This is a genomic window from Allobosea sp. 01N443 (genome assembly GCF_056399325.1).
Genome location: NZ_JBFTRC010000042.1, coordinates 1 through 15,213, shown reverse-complemented (window position 1 = coordinate 15,213; position 15,213 = coordinate 1). Strand labels below are relative to the sequence as shown.

The 15,213-nt window shown below is 64.5% G+C and carries 14 protein-coding genes and 2 pseudogenes; 8 read left to right on the top strand and 8 right to left on the bottom strand.

Translation table 11 applies throughout. The features are described from left to right. Nucleotides 1-13 precede the first annotated feature (13 nt). From AC1DRP_RS13275 to AC1DRP_RS13255, 5 genes and pseudogenes are all read right to left on the bottom strand, one after another. A pseudogene (locus AC1DRP_RS13275) lies at nt 14-766 on the bottom strand (ATP-binding cassette domain-containing protein); the annotation flags it as partial. A 32-nt stretch (nt 767-798) separates the two neighbouring features. Beyond that, nucleotides 799-1,746: an ABC transporter ATP-binding protein gene (locus tag AC1DRP_RS13270; RefSeq protein ID WP_476768680.1), complete on the bottom strand. Its 948-nt coding sequence runs from the start codon at nt 1,744-1,746 to the stop codon at nt 799-801. 70 nt (nt 1,747-1,816) lie between these two features. After that, nucleotides 1,817-2,377: pseudogene (locus AC1DRP_RS13265) on the bottom strand (ABC transporter permease); the annotation flags it as partial. Between the two features lie 104 nt (nt 2,378-2,481). Beyond that, on the bottom strand, nt 2,482-3,438 hold the full coding sequence (locus tag AC1DRP_RS13260) for an ABC transporter permease (RefSeq protein WP_476768679.1): 957 nt from the start codon (nt 3,436-3,438) through the stop codon (nt 2,482-2,484). Between the two features lie 7 nt (nt 3,439-3,445). Continuing rightward, nucleotides 3,446-5,029: an ABC transporter substrate-binding protein gene (locus tag AC1DRP_RS13255; protein WP_476768678.1), complete on the bottom strand. Its 1,584-nt coding sequence runs from the start codon at nt 5,027-5,029 to the stop codon at nt 3,446-3,448. A 130-nt stretch (nt 5,030-5,159) separates the two neighbouring features. Here AC1DRP_RS13255 and AC1DRP_RS13250 point away from each other — a divergent pair, with 130 nt between their 5' ends. Beyond that, nucleotides 5,160-5,918, top strand: a complete 759-nt coding sequence (locus AC1DRP_RS13250) for a GntR family transcriptional regulator (protein ID WP_476768677.1) — start codon at nt 5,160-5,162, stop codon at nt 5,916-5,918. A gap of 372 nt (nt 5,919-6,290) precedes the next feature. Further along, entirely contained in the window at nt 6,291-7,277 is a 987-nt protein-coding gene (locus AC1DRP_RS13245) for a 3'-5' exonuclease (RefSeq protein WP_476768701.1), read from the top strand. A gap of 178 nt (nt 7,278-7,455) precedes the next feature. Here the strand turns inward: AC1DRP_RS13245 and AC1DRP_RS13240 are convergent, their stop codons facing one another. Both AC1DRP_RS13240 and AC1DRP_RS13235 read right to left on the bottom strand, forming a co-directional pair. Then, complete coding sequence (locus tag AC1DRP_RS13240) at nt 7,456-7,851, bottom strand: GFA family protein (protein WP_476768676.1); 396 nt, start codon at nt 7,849-7,851, stop codon at nt 7,456-7,458. A gap of 149 nt (nt 7,852-8,000) precedes the next feature. Next, nucleotides 8,001-8,378: a winged helix-turn-helix transcriptional regulator gene (locus tag AC1DRP_RS13235; RefSeq protein WP_441507158.1), complete on the bottom strand. Its 378-nt coding sequence runs from the start codon at nt 8,376-8,378 to the stop codon at nt 8,001-8,003. A gap of 87 nt (nt 8,379-8,465) precedes the next feature. Between AC1DRP_RS13235 and AC1DRP_RS13230 the strand changes: the two genes are divergently transcribed. The 5 genes from AC1DRP_RS13230 (at nt 8,466) to trhA (ending at nt 12,884) form a co-directional block, all read left to right on the top strand. Next, nucleotides 8,466-9,467 (top strand): zinc-dependent alcohol dehydrogenase family protein, encoded by a 1,002-nt coding sequence (locus AC1DRP_RS13230; RefSeq protein WP_441493615.1) that lies wholly within the window; start codon nt 8,466-8,468, stop codon nt 9,465-9,467. A gap of 266 nt (nt 9,468-9,733) precedes the next feature. Beyond that, complete coding sequence (locus AC1DRP_RS13225; protein WP_476768675.1) at nt 9,734-10,978, top strand: hypothetical protein; 1,245 nt, start codon at nt 9,734-9,736, stop codon at nt 10,976-10,978. Nucleotides 10,979-11,514: 536 nt separating this feature from the next. Then, nucleotides 11,515-11,727, top strand: a complete 213-nt coding sequence (locus AC1DRP_RS13220) for a hypothetical protein (RefSeq protein ID WP_476768674.1) — start codon at nt 11,515-11,517, stop codon at nt 11,725-11,727. Between the two features lie 168 nt (nt 11,728-11,895). Then, nucleotides 11,896-12,144 carry a hypothetical protein gene (locus tag AC1DRP_RS13215; protein WP_441507162.1) on the top strand — a complete coding sequence of 83 codons (249 nt, stop codon included), beginning with the start codon at nt 11,896-11,898 and terminating at the stop codon, nt 12,142-12,144. Between the two features lie 77 nt (nt 12,145-12,221). Beyond that, complete coding sequence (trhA, locus tag AC1DRP_RS13210) at nt 12,222-12,884, top strand: PAQR family membrane homeostasis protein TrhA (protein ID WP_476768673.1); 663 nt, start codon at nt 12,222-12,224, stop codon at nt 12,882-12,884. Nucleotides 12,885-12,956: 72 nt separating this feature from the next. Here the strand turns inward: trhA and AC1DRP_RS13205 are convergent, their stop codons facing one another. Continuing rightward, nucleotides 12,957-13,340 (bottom strand): response regulator, encoded by a 384-nt coding sequence (locus tag AC1DRP_RS13205; protein WP_441507164.1) that lies wholly within the window; start codon nt 13,338-13,340, stop codon nt 12,957-12,959. Between the two features lie 1,076 nt (nt 13,341-14,416). On the opposite strand from AC1DRP_RS13205, the gene AC1DRP_RS13200 reads away from it, so the two are divergent. Then, on the top strand, nt 14,417-14,626 hold the full coding sequence (locus AC1DRP_RS13200) for a cold-shock protein (protein WP_441507165.1): 210 nt from the start codon (nt 14,417-14,419) through the stop codon (nt 14,624-14,626). The last annotated feature ends 587 nt before the right edge of the window (nt 14,627-15,213 follow it).

Genomic DNA, 15,213 nt, shown 5'->3' with positions numbered 1-15,213 from the left:
CGCGCAACGATTTTCAGCCCGGGCCGAAAGGGCCGGGGGCGGAGGCGGGGGGCTCGCGCATGTGTCGGAGACGCGGCACGGCCTCGAGGAGGCTGCGCGAATAGGGGTGCGAGGGCGCGGCGAAGAAGCTGTCGGCATGGCCCTGTTCGACGAGCTTGCCGCGATACATCACGGCGACCTCGTCGCTCATGGCCCTGACGGCCGCCATGTTGTGCGAGATGAACAGATAGGACAGGCGCAGTTCCGCCTGCAGATCGCGCAGCAGATTGAGCACGAGCGCCTGGACCGAGACGTCGAGCGCGGAGGTGACCTCGTCGAGCACGATGATCGATGGGCGCACCGCGAGCGCACGGGCGATCGCGACGCGCTGGCGCTGGCCGCCGGATAATTCATGCGGCAGGCGCGAGGCGACGGTGCGGGAGAGGCCAACCGTGTCGAGCAGGCGCCCCAGTGCATTCGGGTCGCGCTCGCCGCGCAGCCGCATGCCCTGTTCGACCGCGCGTGCGATGGTCATGCGCGGATCGAGCGAGGCGGACGGGTCCTGGAAGACGATCTGGACCTGACGGCGATAAGCCTTCAGGCGAGCCCCTGCCGCGCGCGTCACGTCTTCGCCGTCCAGCATGATCCGGCCCCCAGTGAGATCGTGGAGGCGCAGGAGCGCGCGCCCCAGCGTCGACTTGCCGGAGCCGGACTCGCCGACGAGCCCAAGCGTGCCGCCGGGCGGGATCGCGATGCTGACGCCGTCGAGCGCCAGCATCGCCCCGAAGCGCACGCGGATATCGGTCGCGGACAGGCCGGTCATGCTACAGCCTCTGACTTGGTATCGGACTTGGTCTCGGACTTGGCGTCGGGCTCGGCATCGGGCGCGGCATGCAGCCAGCAGGCGACGACGCGGCCTGATCCGATCTCCGTCTGGGGCGGTTCCGAGACGGCGCAGGCGCCGTGGCGGGCGGGGCAGCGCTCCTGGAAGGAGCAGCCGCGCGGGAAGGCGCCGATCACCGGCGGCTGGCCCGGGATTTCGACCAGGCGTTGTCCGCGCGGCGTGTCGAGGTCGGGAATCGCGCCAATCAGGGCCCGCGTATAGGGGTGGGCGGGATCGCCGATGACCTGCTCGACCGGGCCGCTCTCGACGATGCGGCCGCCATACATCACCAGCACGCGGTCGCAGACCTGCGAGATCACCGCCAGATCATGCGAGATCATCAGGATCGCGGTGCCGTCCCGGCCATTGGCCTCGCGCAGCAGTGCGAGGATCTGGGCCTGGACCGTGACGTCGAGCGCGGTCGTGGGTTCGTCCGCCACGATCAGGGACGGGCGCATCATCAGCCCCATGGCGATCATCGCCCGTTGCCGCATGCCGCCGGAGAATTCGTGCGGATACTGGTCGAGCCGCCGGCCGGGCTCGGTGATGCCGACGAGCGCGAGCTGTTCCAGCGCGAGCGCGCTGGCCTCCTCTTCAGACAGGCCGCGATGATGGCGCACGGCTTCCGTCATCTGCTCGCGAATGCGCAAAGCCGGATTCAGCGAGGTGCTCGGATCCTGGAAGACGACGGCGAGCCCGGTGCCGAGCAGACGCTCGCGCAGAGCCCCGCTCATCGCCGTCAGATCCTCGCCGGTGAAGAGCATCCGGTCGGAGGAGACCCGGGCCGGATAGCCGGTGAGCCCGGCCAGCGCCATGGCGGTCAGCGTCTTGCCGCTGCCGGATTCCCCGACGAGCCCGACAGTCTCGCCACGCCCGATGCTCAAGCCTACATTGCGAACCGCCGCGATCGTCTGGGAGCCCTCGGTCGGAAAGGCGACGCTCGATCAGCATGCGGCCCCAGTCGAAGGCCGGCGGGTTGACGCCGAGGCCGAGGAAGCTCAGCGACGCGATCTCGACGATCGCCAGCCCAAGCGAGGTCGCGGTGCTGACGGCGAGTGTGTCGGCGATATTCGGCAGGACATGGCGGCAGAGGATCGCGATGCGGCCGAGGCCGAGTGCTTTTGCGGCGGCGACATAGTCCCGCCCGACGATGGCCGAGGACATGGTGTAGCCGAGCCGCGCATAGGTCGGCACGCCGGCGAGGCCGACGCCGAGCACGGCGCCCTCGATACTCGGGCCGACGATCGTGGTGATCACGATCGCAATCAGGATCGCGGGGAAGGACAGGGCGGTGTCGATGATCCGCGTGCCGATCGACCGGGCGAGGCTGCCCGATAGCGACAGCCACATGCCGATCGCGACGCCCAGCACGACGCGGATGGCCGTTGCCGCCAGCGCCAGGCCGAGCGAGAGCTGCGTTGCCGCCAGCGTGCGGGCGAAGACGTCGCGCCCGAGATCGTCGGTGCCGAACCAGTGTTCGGATGAGGGGCCCGTTCCGGCGGCCGCGACATCCATCCGGCTGACGACGTCGGCAAACAGCGCCGGGGCGACGAGCGCGGTCGCGAGCAGGAGGATGGCCCCGATACCGGCCAGCAGGGATGCGAGGTTGAGCCGTCCGGTCATGTGCGGACCGTGCTGCGCGGGTCGGCGATGGCGAGAAGCACGTCGACGATCATGTTGGTGACGAGGACGAGCAGGCCGAGCAGCACGACGATCGCCTGGACGACGGGGTAATCCGCGGTCACGACCGCCCGCACGATGGCGGTGCCCAGGCCCGGCCAGGCGAAGATGTTCTCGACGATCACGGCGCCGCCGATCAGGAAGGGAAAGACCAGTCCGGCAATGGTCAGCGCCGCCGTGACCACATTGGGCGCGAGATGGCGCAGATAGATGCGCCAGGCGGGCAGCCGCTTGCTGCGGGCGGTGCGGATGAAATCGGCCCGCAGTGTCCGCCGCGCCTCGACCCGCACGACGCGGGCGAGATTCAGCGCCGGCCGCAGGCCGATCGCGAGCGCGGGCAGGATGACCGAGCCGGGGCCGGCGGCGCCCGAGATCGGAAGCCAGCCGAGCGAGACGGCGAAGACATAGCCGAGGAAGATGCCGGCCAGCAGTTCCGGGATCGCGCCCAGCGTACCGGTCACGATCGTGAAGCCATGGTCGAGCCAGGGCAGGCGGTCGTCGCGCGTCGCGATGGCGACCGCCAGCCCGAAGCTGAAGCCGACCACCACGACGAAGGCGAGCGCGAGCCCGGCAAGCGCGGCGGTATAGGGCAGGCGATCGCGGATGAGCTCGATCACCGGCTGGCGGGTGGCGAGCGAGACGCCGAAATCCCCGCGCGCTACCCCCGCCACATAGTTCCAGAGCTGCACGGCGAAGGGCTGGTCCAGCCCGAGTTCGCTGCGCAGCTGGCTGAGATAGGCGGCGTCGGCGTCCGGCCCGGCGATGCGGCTGGCTGCATCGCCGGGGATCATCTTCACCATCAGGAAGGTCAGGAGCACGAGGGCAAAAAGGATCGCGGCGATCTGCGCGGCCTTCCCGAGCAGGAACCTGGAGAGCGGTCGGCCGCGCGTCATCATGCTGCGCTCACTTGCCGACGCGGATCGAGCGGATATCCATCACGAACGGTCCGCCGATGGTGAAGCGGACGCCCTTGCGCGAGAAGAAGGTGTTCACGCCGCCAAACAGCGGCAGGATGTTCATGTTCTCGAGCAGCGAGAGCTGTGCCTCGCTCCAGCGGGCGCAGCGTTCGGGGCTGTCGGGGGAGGAGGCGAGCGCCGCGGCCTGTGCCGCCGCGAAGCGGGCATTCTCGATCGTGCCGTGGTTCGAGCCCTTGCCGCTCACGAAGGGGACGACGGTATTGGCGCTCGGCATCGGCGGGCCGAAGGGGAAGACGCCGATTTCCCAATCGGGCCCGCTCATCACCGAGGCGGTCTCCTGAAGCGTGATGTTGCGGAGCTCGACCTCGACGCCGATCGCGCGCAGCGCTTCAAGGATGTATTCTGGGGCCGAGCCCTGAAGCCCGGGCTGGCCGATCAGGCGCAGCCTGAGCTTCTTGCCGTCTTTGGCGAAGATCCCATCGGATCCCGGCGCATAGCCTGCCTGCTTCAGCAGGGCCTTGGCCGCCTCCGCATCCGGCTTCGGCAGGAGATCCGCCGTCTTGGGCTCGTAGCAGGCGACCAGCGGGCTGATATAGCTCGTGGCCGTCAGGCCGTTGCCGGCCGTGGCGGCGCGGGTCGCGAGATCGCGATTGATGGCGGTTGCGATGGCGCGGCGGACCAGCACGTCGGCCGTGGGATAGCCGTCGCGATGCTGGAACATCATGAACTGCATGCCGAAGGGCTTGGCATCGAGGAAATCGAGCGCTTTCGCGGCCTTCAGCCGGTTGATGTCGCGGCCCGTGACAAGGCTGACGTCGATCGTGCCGGACTGCAGCTCGTTCGCCGCCGTCGTGTTGTTGTTGATCACGCGCACCTGGATCGTCGCGGGCCGCCCCGGGTCCTTTCCTGTCGCTCCGCTTGAATCCCAGGCATGGTCCGGGCGAAGCTTCAGCACATAGTGCGAACCGCGGACCGAGGCCGCCTTGTCGAGCGTGTAGGGCCCGGTGCCGCTCGGTGTCGAACCGAGCGCTTCGGTATCCTTCAACCCGGAGGGGCAAACGATCGAGGCCCAGGGCATCGCCAGCCCGATCAGCAGGTCGCTGAAGGGGGCGGTCATGGTCAGCGTCACCGTGCCGGCGGCGTCGTCCCCGGTGGCGGAATAACCGGCGATGCCGACGGTGCGATAGGCCATCGGCGCATTGGTTTCCTTGGCACCGAGGCGGGTCAGCGCGGCGGCGGCCGCGGTCGCGGTCAGCGGGGTGCCATCGGAACAGGTGACGCCCTTGCGCAGCTTGAAGACGGTGCGGCTCGCGTCGCCGCTCCACGATTCGGCGAGCGCCGGCACGGGCGCGCCCTTGTCGTCGAGCGCGACAAGGCGGTCATAGAGCACGTTGACGAGTTGATAGCCGTCCGACGTCACGGTCTTGACCGGGTCAAGGCTGTCATAGTCGGCCCCGATGCGGATCGTCGCCTTGTCCGCGGCAAAGCTGGCCGGTGCGACGCAGATGGAAGCGAGAATGCCGGCGACGACCGCGGCTGGCCCCGCGAAATGCCTCAATGACGAACTCATGCGCCTTCCCCTCTTGTTATATTGATATCTAAGATATTAGTTAGGGCCGAAGCGGGGTGTCAAGACGGAGGCCCGGTTCGTGATATGCGTGCATCGCTCGGGCAGCATCGGCCCGCGGAAAGGGATGGTCATGTTCAAGCCGGTGGCGGCGACAAGCTTTCAGGATCTGGTCTATGACCAGCTGAGCGATGCGCTGATGACAGGGGCCTTCTGGCCGGGCGAAGCGCTGAATATCAACGATCTCGCAACCCAGTTCGGGACCAGCATCATGCCGGTGCGCGATGCCGTACGCCGCCTGGCCGCCGAACGCGCTCTTCTTGTCGAGCCGCAGAAGGGGGTCCGCGTCTGGCGCCCGACGAAGTCGGAATTCGCGGAGATCACGCATGTCCGCACGCTGCTCGAAGGGGATGTGACGGCCGCCGCAGTTGCGCATCTGACGGATAAGAACGTCCGGGACGTGGCACGCGCGATCGACGAGATGAACGAGCTCGGGGTCTTCCGCAGCGAGCGTTTCCTCGTGCTGAACAAGCAGATCTTCTTCACGCTCTACGAGGCCGCGCAGCGGCCGGCGACATTGCCGATCATCCAGAGCCTCTGGCGTCAGATCGGGCCGATCGTCCGTCTCTACTCGCTGTTCGAGGGGTTTCCGCCCACCGTGGAAACCTCGCTCGCCTTTGTCGAAGCGCTGCGCCGGCGCGATGGCGAGGCCGCGCGCGACATCCGCATCAAGCAGATCCTGCGGCCATCCGAAATCCTGATGAGCCGTTTCGACGAGATCCTGGACTACCGCAACGACTCGCCCCGCCACCTGGCCCATGTGAAGCCGATCGCGAGCGCCTTGCCAGGCGAGGGGACGAAGCGGCCGGGACGGCCGCGGCGCGTGAGATAGCCGTCCGTTCAGGGGCGCGGGCAGCCTGAAGTTCTGGGCAGAGCAGGGGGCTTGTGCAGGCTCGATGTACGCTGAGCGTCCCTTTGCTTCTCAGGCTGGGGCAATGCAGCGGGCGTGCGATCGACGCCTTCGCCTCACTCTCGTCATGGCGAGAGGAGATAGGAAGCAGCCGGGCGCCATGTTGGTGCCAGAGATCGATTTGCCTGCGACCAGATACGCACGGAGTGGCGCCGCAGTTCGATCAGCGAATGCGGTGGACATTGAACCGGGTCTTGCGAGGCCCGATGGCTCGCTGTCACCAGGTTTTATATCCTGGTGAACGACTGGTGGGCAGTCGGCGGCGAAGAAGACGGCTAGAGTCGCGGCATGAAGATGGCATCCTCCCAATTTGATCTGTTCGATGACGCACCGGGCTACCGGCAGACGCCACGACCGGCACCGAGAAAGCGCAGGCTCGAGACCGTGCCGCTGTCGCCCGGCGGCGCTGATGAAGAGGCTGCCCGAAGGCTGGAGCAAACTGGCCGCTTCAAGGTGCTGCGAAAGCTCGTGCCTCGCCCCATCGTCCCGCGCGCGCAGAGCGCCTTCCCGAACCTCGCGGTGCTGGTCGATACGGAGACGACGGGCCTGCAGCACGCGCGGGACGAGATCATCGAAATCGGCGCCGTTGGTTTCACCTATGACGACGAGGGAGCGATCGGGGATGTCGTTGGCATCTACGGCGGCTTACGCGAGCCATCGGTGCCCATCCCCGCGGAAATTACGCGGCTGACCGGCATCACCGACGAGATGGTCGCCGGTCACGCCATCGATATCGCGACGCTCGATGCCTTCATCGAACCTGCCGATCTCGTCATCGCCCATAATGCTGCGTTCGATCGCCCGTTCTGCGAGCGGCTGTCGCCAGTCTTCGCCTCAAAAGCCTGGGCCTGCTCCGTCAGGGAAATTAGCTGGGCCGACTTAGGCTTTGAAGGCAACAAGCTGGGATATCTCGTCGGTCAGTCCGGGCTGTTCCATGAGGGGCACCGCGCAACGGATGACTGCAATGCCCTCCTGGAGGTCCTGGCGAGACCGGTGGGAGCCAGTGGAACGCGACCATTCTCCGAGCTGTTGCGATCGAGCGCGCGCAGCAGAATCCGCATCTACGCGGAAAATGCTCCCTTCGACATGAAGGATCACCTCAAGGGGCGAGGCTATCGATGGTCGGATGGGAGCGACGGACGGCCCAGAGCCTGGTGGATCGAAATCGACGAAGAGCTCCATGACGAGGAACTCCGTTATCTCCGCACCGACATMTATGGCTGGGCAGACGCCGAGCCGCTGACGGTGCGGCTGACGGCGCATGATCGATTTCGTGCGTGACGGGCGAGTTCGAGCCGATCGCCACTATCGACTGCCAGCGATTTCGGCCCGCAAGGGCGCTGGGCCGCCTCAAGACTGCCTCGCGCCAGGAGCGGATGTTGGCGCCTTGCCCGGAACCGGATATTCGCAGACGGGATGGGCAGCGTCGGCCGGCGACCGGACGTTCGCTCTCAACACCTCAGCCGCGCGGTGGAACGGTGTCGTATTGCGGCAGGCCGTCTGCGATCTCGTAGTAGTCCCCCTTGTCGGCGACGTAGATATGCAAATTTGCAGTGGTCTCTGTCGGTCCGTCGAACGCACCCATTGCCACGGCGATCCAACCCCGATCCGACCGATCCCAGAAGAGAGACGATCCGCATGCCGAGCAGAAGCCGCGTCGGACGTTCTCCGACGATTGAAACCACGTCAGCTTCTCCTCGCCGACAATCGTCAAGGCAGTCCTAGGCACATCAGTGGACGCGAAGTGGTGGCCCGAGTGCTTGCGGCACATACGACAATGGCAGAAGTTGGGATTTGGCAGAGTGTCAGCCACTGTTAAGCTGACAGCACCACAAAGGCATGAGCCGCTGTGCATCCTCGCTTCACTCCCGCAGGCGTCCAGTCGGGAAGCATGGCATCGGGGTTGCGACGTTCGCAAGAGCGTCCGCTATGGGCCAACTCCGACATTCGCGATGTCAGCGCCCGCTCAACGATGGCTCGATACCGCCTCGACCGAATGCGCCCTCACCGCGGAGGGCAGCTCCGTGCCGCTTCGGTTTGGTCCCTGGCCTGCAAAGCTTCGCCCCAGTTTCGCAAGCTGATCAGAACGGGTTCCAGCGTGCGGCCAAACTCGCTCAGTTCGTATTCAACGCGCGGCGGCACCTCGGGGTAGACGGTGCGGCATACGACGCCGTCGGCCTCGAGCTCGCGGAGTTGGATCGTCACCATCCGGGGCGTCGCGTTCGGCGTCAGGCGGCACAGCGCATTGAAGCGCAATCGTCCCTGGAGAAGGTGGAACACCAGCACGGGCTTCCAGATTCCACCCATGACGCTGAGGGTCGCCTCGACTGCGCAGCCCGTCCGGGTCGCCTTGCGGCGGGCCTGCCTGACAGTATCATTCATGATAGTACATGTGCCTTTTGATCGTACTTACGAATATGTCCTTACCTGCCTAGGTCTAGCGCGCCAACACAGCCCAAGGAGACGGCATTGCGCGCTTATCGAATGAACGGAACGAACGCCCCGCTGACGCTGCACGAGGACGTCGCACCGACGGCGGGCCCAGGAGAGGTGCTCGTCGACCTCAAGGCGGCCACGCTCAACTATCGGGATCTGATCGTCAGGGAAGGACGCTATCCTGGGGACCAGAAGCACGATCTCGTCCCGCTTTCCGACGGCGCCGGCATCGTGACCCAGGTTGGAGATGGCGTGTCTCGCGATCGGATTGGCGAGCGCGTCGTGCTCGGCTTCATGCCTGGCTGGCTGGACGGCTCGTTCGCGGCCCGCAAGCAGGCGACCGCGCTCGGCGGCGGATTCGTTGATGGCGTGCTCGCCGAGCAGATCGTCCTGCCGGCTGCCGCTGCGGTCCCATTCCCTGATGCCTGGAGCTTCGAAGAGGCTGCAGCATACCCTTGTGCGGGCGTTACGGCCTGGAACTGCTTGTTCGGCGGCCGCGGCTTGCGCCCCGGTGATAGCGTTCTGATACAAGGCACCGGCGGCGTGTCGACCTTCGCGCTGCAGTTCGCCCGAGCCGCCGGGGCGCGTGTGATCGTCACCTCCAGTTCCGACGAGAAGTTGGCCTGGGCCCGCAAGCTGGGCGCGGAAGCGACGATCAACTACCGCACCACAGCGAATTGGGGGGAGGTTGCCGCAGGAATGGCGGGCGGAGAGGGCGTCGACTTCGTGGTCGAGGTTGGCGGCTCCGGTACCTTGAACCAGGCGCTGTTGGCAGCTCGGCCCGGGGGCGAAATTGCGCTCGTTGGCGTTCTCACTGGCGTCGCGGGCGAGATCAACACTGGCGCAATCCTGATGAAGGCTATCGATCTCCGCGGAGTTTACGTTGGCTCTGTCGCCGATCTGAAAGCCGCGATGGCGACTGGGGTCAAGCCGCTTATCGACGAGATTTTTGCCTTCGAGGCGGCGCAGGACGCGTTCGACCGGCTGCGCAGCGGGCAGCATCGCGGAAAGGTTGCCATCACCATTTCTGCCTGAAATTTCAGGCAGAGCTACGATCCGCTTCTGAAATAGCAGAGGCGGATACGGCGCCGCTATTCGTCTTCGACGTCGCCAGCATTGGCCAGAACTTGCGCCAGGTCTGGCCCGGCGACTGCAATCTCCCGGCAAGCCGGGCCTTCAGCCCGCCCACCACCGCTTCGACCCATCCTCGACACCTGTGGCGTTGGTGCCCGCGGTCTCGACGGGCAGGGGCTGGACGTGCGTAATGTCGCCGTCGAGCAATCGCTCCGGGGGGCCTTTTCATGCGTCTGGCTATTGGTTTCGGATCGGCCCAGGGGCGCGCTTTGCGGCGCGGCGCCAGGCCGTTTGGCGCTCTCCTCGGGCTTGTTCTGACCGTCTTCGGATCAGGCCTCGCCGCTGCCTTCGAAACCCCGCCAACGGTCAGCGCTGCTTCAGTGCTTGGCGCGCAGGCCTCCGGTCCGAATTATCGCGTCGACCCCGAGGTGCACAGCGACGGCCTGTTGCGACTCTTTGTGCTCAAGACCGCATTCGGCACTTTCGACATAGCCGGCGAAGGATTGATGCGTGAGCGGATCCGCGAATTGTCGGCCCTTCGCAAGCTGAACGAAATGTCCGCATCGGATGTTTTCGTGAAGTCGCTTGAGCGGCAAGCCACTGCTCCCCTGCGCTTCGGCGCCGACCTCATCACCTCGCCAGCGGAGACGCTGAAGAAATCCGCTTCAGGTGTCGCCAACATGTTCAGCCGGATTGGAACCGGCATCGCCAACACCAGCGCCAACCGCGACAGCATTGCCGGCAGTATTCTGGGCGTCGATGCAGCGCGACGGGCGCTGGCCGTCCAGTTGGGCGTCGATCCTTATACCGATTTCCCGCCGCTGGCCGCCAAGCTGAACGACATTGCCGCAGCCAGCGCGATGGGCGGGCTTTCCGTCAGGGGCATGATGCTGGCGATCCCGGGGGGCGCCGGTGTCGCCATCAGTTCCACGACGACCGTCGATAGCGTTCGGGCAACTCTGGCCGAACGCACCTCGACCCAGATCGTGGAACAGGTGATCGGCATGCTAACGCGCATGAAGGTCTCTCGCGCACTTGCGGAGCGCTTCGTCCAGAACCGATCGTATACGCCGACCGACCTGTTGCTGATCACAAAGGCCCTGGCCTCGCTCAAGGTCGGCGGAAACGCACTCTTCGTGGCGAAGGCGGCTGAGGCAACGACGCGTGAAGAGGCCTATTTCCAGCGCAGCCGCGCCCTGCTGCTCGCGTCCAACGCCAAGGCTCTCGGCATCGGCCCGTTCGTCGGGGTTGGCGGCTTCCCGCTGAACCGCTTGAAGGACGGCCGTCTGCTGGCCCTTTTCCCGCTCGACGAGATCGCCTGGACCGAGACTGTCGCGGGCCTGTTCGGCAAGGTCTCGTCTGTGAACCCTGGCGATGGAAAGGCTCCGGTGCTGGCGAGCAACGGCACGCTTACGCCGATGGCGCAAGCCGAGATCAGCCGGGCGGGCTGGACTGTCGAGCGCGTCAAATAGCGAGCGGCTGCACAAGGCGCGCTTCGGCCACAGGCGGGCATCGTCCAGAATACGGGAGGATAGGGGCATCGAAGCGCGCCTGCGTCTGCATCTCCGGGCTGTCATGTCCGTTCGCGCAGCGCGGAGAGACGCAGCGGCTGCTCGCCAAACGTCACGAGCTTCGCAACCTGGAGCCTGAAGCCCCGGCAGGAGAGGGGGCTTTGACCGTTTGGATGCGCAGCGAGCCTTCCCGTGCTCCGCAGGCTTGGGGCAGCTTGCTGCGTTGCGATTGCGACATCCCGGAACATCCGGGGCCGCTGCCGGGTTAAGATGAGAGGCGGCTCGGAACACCCCATGAACCCGGCCTGGCATCGCCTCGAACGAGGCCCAGACAGGGCAGCGTCGATCGATCTGCCGGCGCGACAACACATCGAACGATCGCACAGGGAATAACGCCGCATGCACGGCGTTTACCTCCGCTTCCCCGGGAGCGATGGCCCGCGATTCACCGCGTCGATGCCGGCCGAAATCCGTGTTCGATCAAAAAGGACAGTTCGATGACCCCCGCCAAGAAACCAGACAGCGAATTCGACCGCGCCCGTGAAAGGATTGAAGGCACGGACAAGAAGCCCGTCGGGAAGCCCGACAAGACGATGCCCGCGGCAGGCCCCCATGTGACGGAGGGCTCGACGAACCATGACGCGACGCCGGGGGCCGGCGCGCTGCCCTCGACCAAGCCGCGCAAGGACGTTGACGCCGGGACGGGCTGAATGCGCCTCAGGGCCCCCCAGGCGAGCGGGGCTCTACTCACGCGGTCGGCGCTGCACCTGCCGGAGATCGCGCAGGCGATCGTGCCGGATATCTGCTGAAGGCCACCAGAGCGACGGAACATTCTGCCTGCGCCCGGCTTGAGCTTCTTTGCGAGGGGGCAGGCTCTGATGTTCAAGATTTTCTACGAGCTCTCGATGCTCGCCGCCGAAGCGCAGCAGGCCATATGGCTGCGCACCATCAGGCTGTCAGCCGGTGGATCTGCCGCTGGTCGCGAGGCGCAGTTGATGGTGACCGAGAAACTGGCGGCGGCCCAGCAGGCTTTTTCGAGCCTCGCGGCAGGGGCGCCTCCCATCGGAATCGTGCGTGCGTATCGCTCCAAAGTGCGCTTGAATGTCAGGCGCTTGTCCCGGCGATAGGAGATGTCCCGCTTCGATGGCGTGGGCGAGCAGGCCGATTTCTCCCGATCTCCTGACAAGGCTTGAAGGAATCTGACATGCGCGAACCAACGCATGGGCGCTTCGAATTCACCCGCGCCGAGCTTTGGGCCGACGGCGTCGTCCATGTGCTGGGCATCGCCTTGGGGCTGGGTGCGGTCGCCATCCTGATCGCAAGGGTGCTCGCGACGGCTTCGCTGTCCGATCTGGTTTCTGTCGGGATCTACAGCGCTGCGTTGATTGCCGTTCTCAGCGTTTCCGCCCTCTACAACATGTGGCCGGTCTCGCCCATGAAGTGGCTGCTGCGACGCTTTGATCATTCAGCCATCTACGTCTTGATTGCCGGTACCTACACCCCCTTCCTGATGAAGCTCGGCGAAGCCGTCGTGGCGCAATCCCTGTTGGCTGCCGTATGGATCACGTCGCTCGCCGGCGTCCTGCTCAAGCTTGCTCTGCCGGGCCGGTTCGATCGCGTTTCGATCGTGCTCTATCTCTGCCTCGGTTGGAGCGGCGTGATCGTGTGGGAGCGCGTTGCGCAGTTTCCGGCGGTCACCTTGTGGCTCATGCTGGCGGGCGGCGTTCTCTACACGGTGGGCGTCCTGTTCCACGTCTGGCGGAGCCTTCCGTTTCAGAACGCCATCTGGCACGTCTTCGTCCTCGCGGCGTCCGGCTGTTTCTACGGGGCTGTGCTTGCGACCTACGGTTGGGCTCCATCGGCCTGAAGCTTCCTGCAGCTCCTTCCGAAACGACAGTGTGGAGACCGATCGCATCGCCGACCGACGTCCAAAGGCCGTTCAACACGTCTGCGTCGGATTCGCCCGGGTATCGGCCCTTTGAATGGCATCGAGGACTGAGGTCTCGGCATATGGCTTCCGTAAGAAGACGGTGCCGGAGGGCATTTCGTCGGCCAAGGGCGATACGCGGCCCGATGCAAGGATGAGAACGACCGGAGGCCATCGCTCGCGGATAGCATGGAGCAGCTTCAGGCCGTCCATCGACCCGGGCATCTCTATATCGGAGAACACGACACGGATGTCGGGCCGCGTCTCCAGAAGAAGGATGGCATCGTCAGCGTTGGCCGCTTCGATGGCGTCGTAGCCCGCGTCTTCGATCAGTGCGACCGCATTCATGCGGATAATGGGCTCGTCTTCGACGACAAGAACGACGGTCTTTGTCATGGAGAGCTTTCGGCTGTGAACCGACTTAACTGGCGCCAGCCATGGTTGTTGCGTATAATTGAAAAGAATTGTTCATGTTACAATTAGAAATTCGTTAGGGTGCCATACCCTTATCCATTCATGAGGGTTCGCCGCGAGGGCATTTCGCCACTGACGCCGGCTTGCCGGACTTGGCGCCCCCTCCCGCCAGCCCGCGGCCGCAGCCTGGTTCGAGATCAAGGCTTTCTCTTCGGCAAAGCCAGCCCCGAGCCGGCTGTCGCAGGCTGCCGGCAGCCTACGCCCGTTCTTAAGCCGGCCGCTTGGTCCCTTGGGGGGGCGAATAGTTTCCAATGACGTCGAGGCACGTGCTATCAGTCACTTAAGAGGAGCATGTGAGCCCGGTCGGGCTTTGCTATAGCCATGGAAAGATCCGTGGACCCGCTTTCGCTCCGAGAGCTGTCGACAGCCGAAAAGGCCTGTCATGGCACATCGCGCAGCGAGGTATGACTCTTTCCGGACCAAGACGTCATTTGGCTCTCTGGCGACCCTTCAAGCCTCAAGACGCGATAATCCTGACGGAGCGCGCCAAGAGCCGACTCGACTTCTTGCCCGCAAGCGGACCTACGTCGCAAAGCACAATGCGGTCGGGCCTAGCCCGCATAAAATCGGGATAGAAGACCTTTTGTATGGTGCTGCCCATAAATGCGGAGACGATCGTCCGCCTTGTAGGTTAGGAGCGGGCGTCACGGATCCCAAGAATTTGCGTAAGCGGTAGAGGGCGGATCCACGGCGCGCGTCCCCTCGCAATGGGGCAAGCGCAAGGATATTTTTTGTAATTTCGCCCCGATATGTGAAATAAAGCATATATTTTGAAACGAATTACCGAGTTCACATGTTGCGTCTAGAGAAATGATTTAACAAAAAGATTGACCTTATCGGTTGTTTTCTATAAGTTGATTTTTGTCGATATTGCTTGGACGGTCGTTGTTATTTTCGCGCTCAGCGCGTTTCTGATAAGTTCCCCCTTTCGAAATCGTTCTGAACTCGCCGGGCACTCGCTTGGCGAGCGACAGGTCTTGCCAAAAGGAGGGTTTCTTATGACCACCGGCACAGTGAAATGGTTCAACTCCACCAAGGGTTTCGGCTTCATCCAGCCTGACGACGGCAGCCAGGACGTCTTCGTCCATATCTCCGCCGTCGAGCGCGCTGGAATGCGCGACCTTGCGGAAGGCCAGAAGCTCGGCTTCGAAGTCGCCCGGGACAACAAGTCCGGCAAAATGGCTGCGGAGCAGCTCCAAGCCGCCTAATCAGACTGCCTCGTCGACGATGACCACGGATGTACTGGCATTGTCGCAGCAGTCCTTCGAGGAAGGCCAAGCTCATGCTTGGCCTTTTTCATTTCTGCCAGCTTTAGATTATATTCGAGAGCCGACGTCGCCCCCGAAACTCCCGCCGCTTGCTATCGCCAGAGGAAGCAATCACGGCCATGAACGAGCACCGCAGGATTACCCGCTCCCCCCYTTCTTGCAGCGTCCAGGTCGGTGATCTTACGGTCGAGGTCGCCATCTATAGGATCGAGAATGACGGTTGGACGCTGGAGCTGGAAGGCGGCACCTCCACAATTTGGTTGAGGTCATTTGCGACTGATACCGAAGCCATKGCCGAATTCATCGAGCATGCGGAGCACGTCGGTTTGGCAAATCTGGTTGCCGTACCGCTCACCGTCCACTAGCGCGGCAAGTTGGCTCGTGTCGCACGGTGGAATCGCACTGAGAAGCTTTTGGGCCGACGGCTTTTCTTCCTTTTATGCCCTTAGAGCTTCAAGCGTTTCACCCGTCGGCGATGCCTTCGAGCAGCCACCGAAAAGCCCTCGGCCAGGCGGACTTGTTGTAGC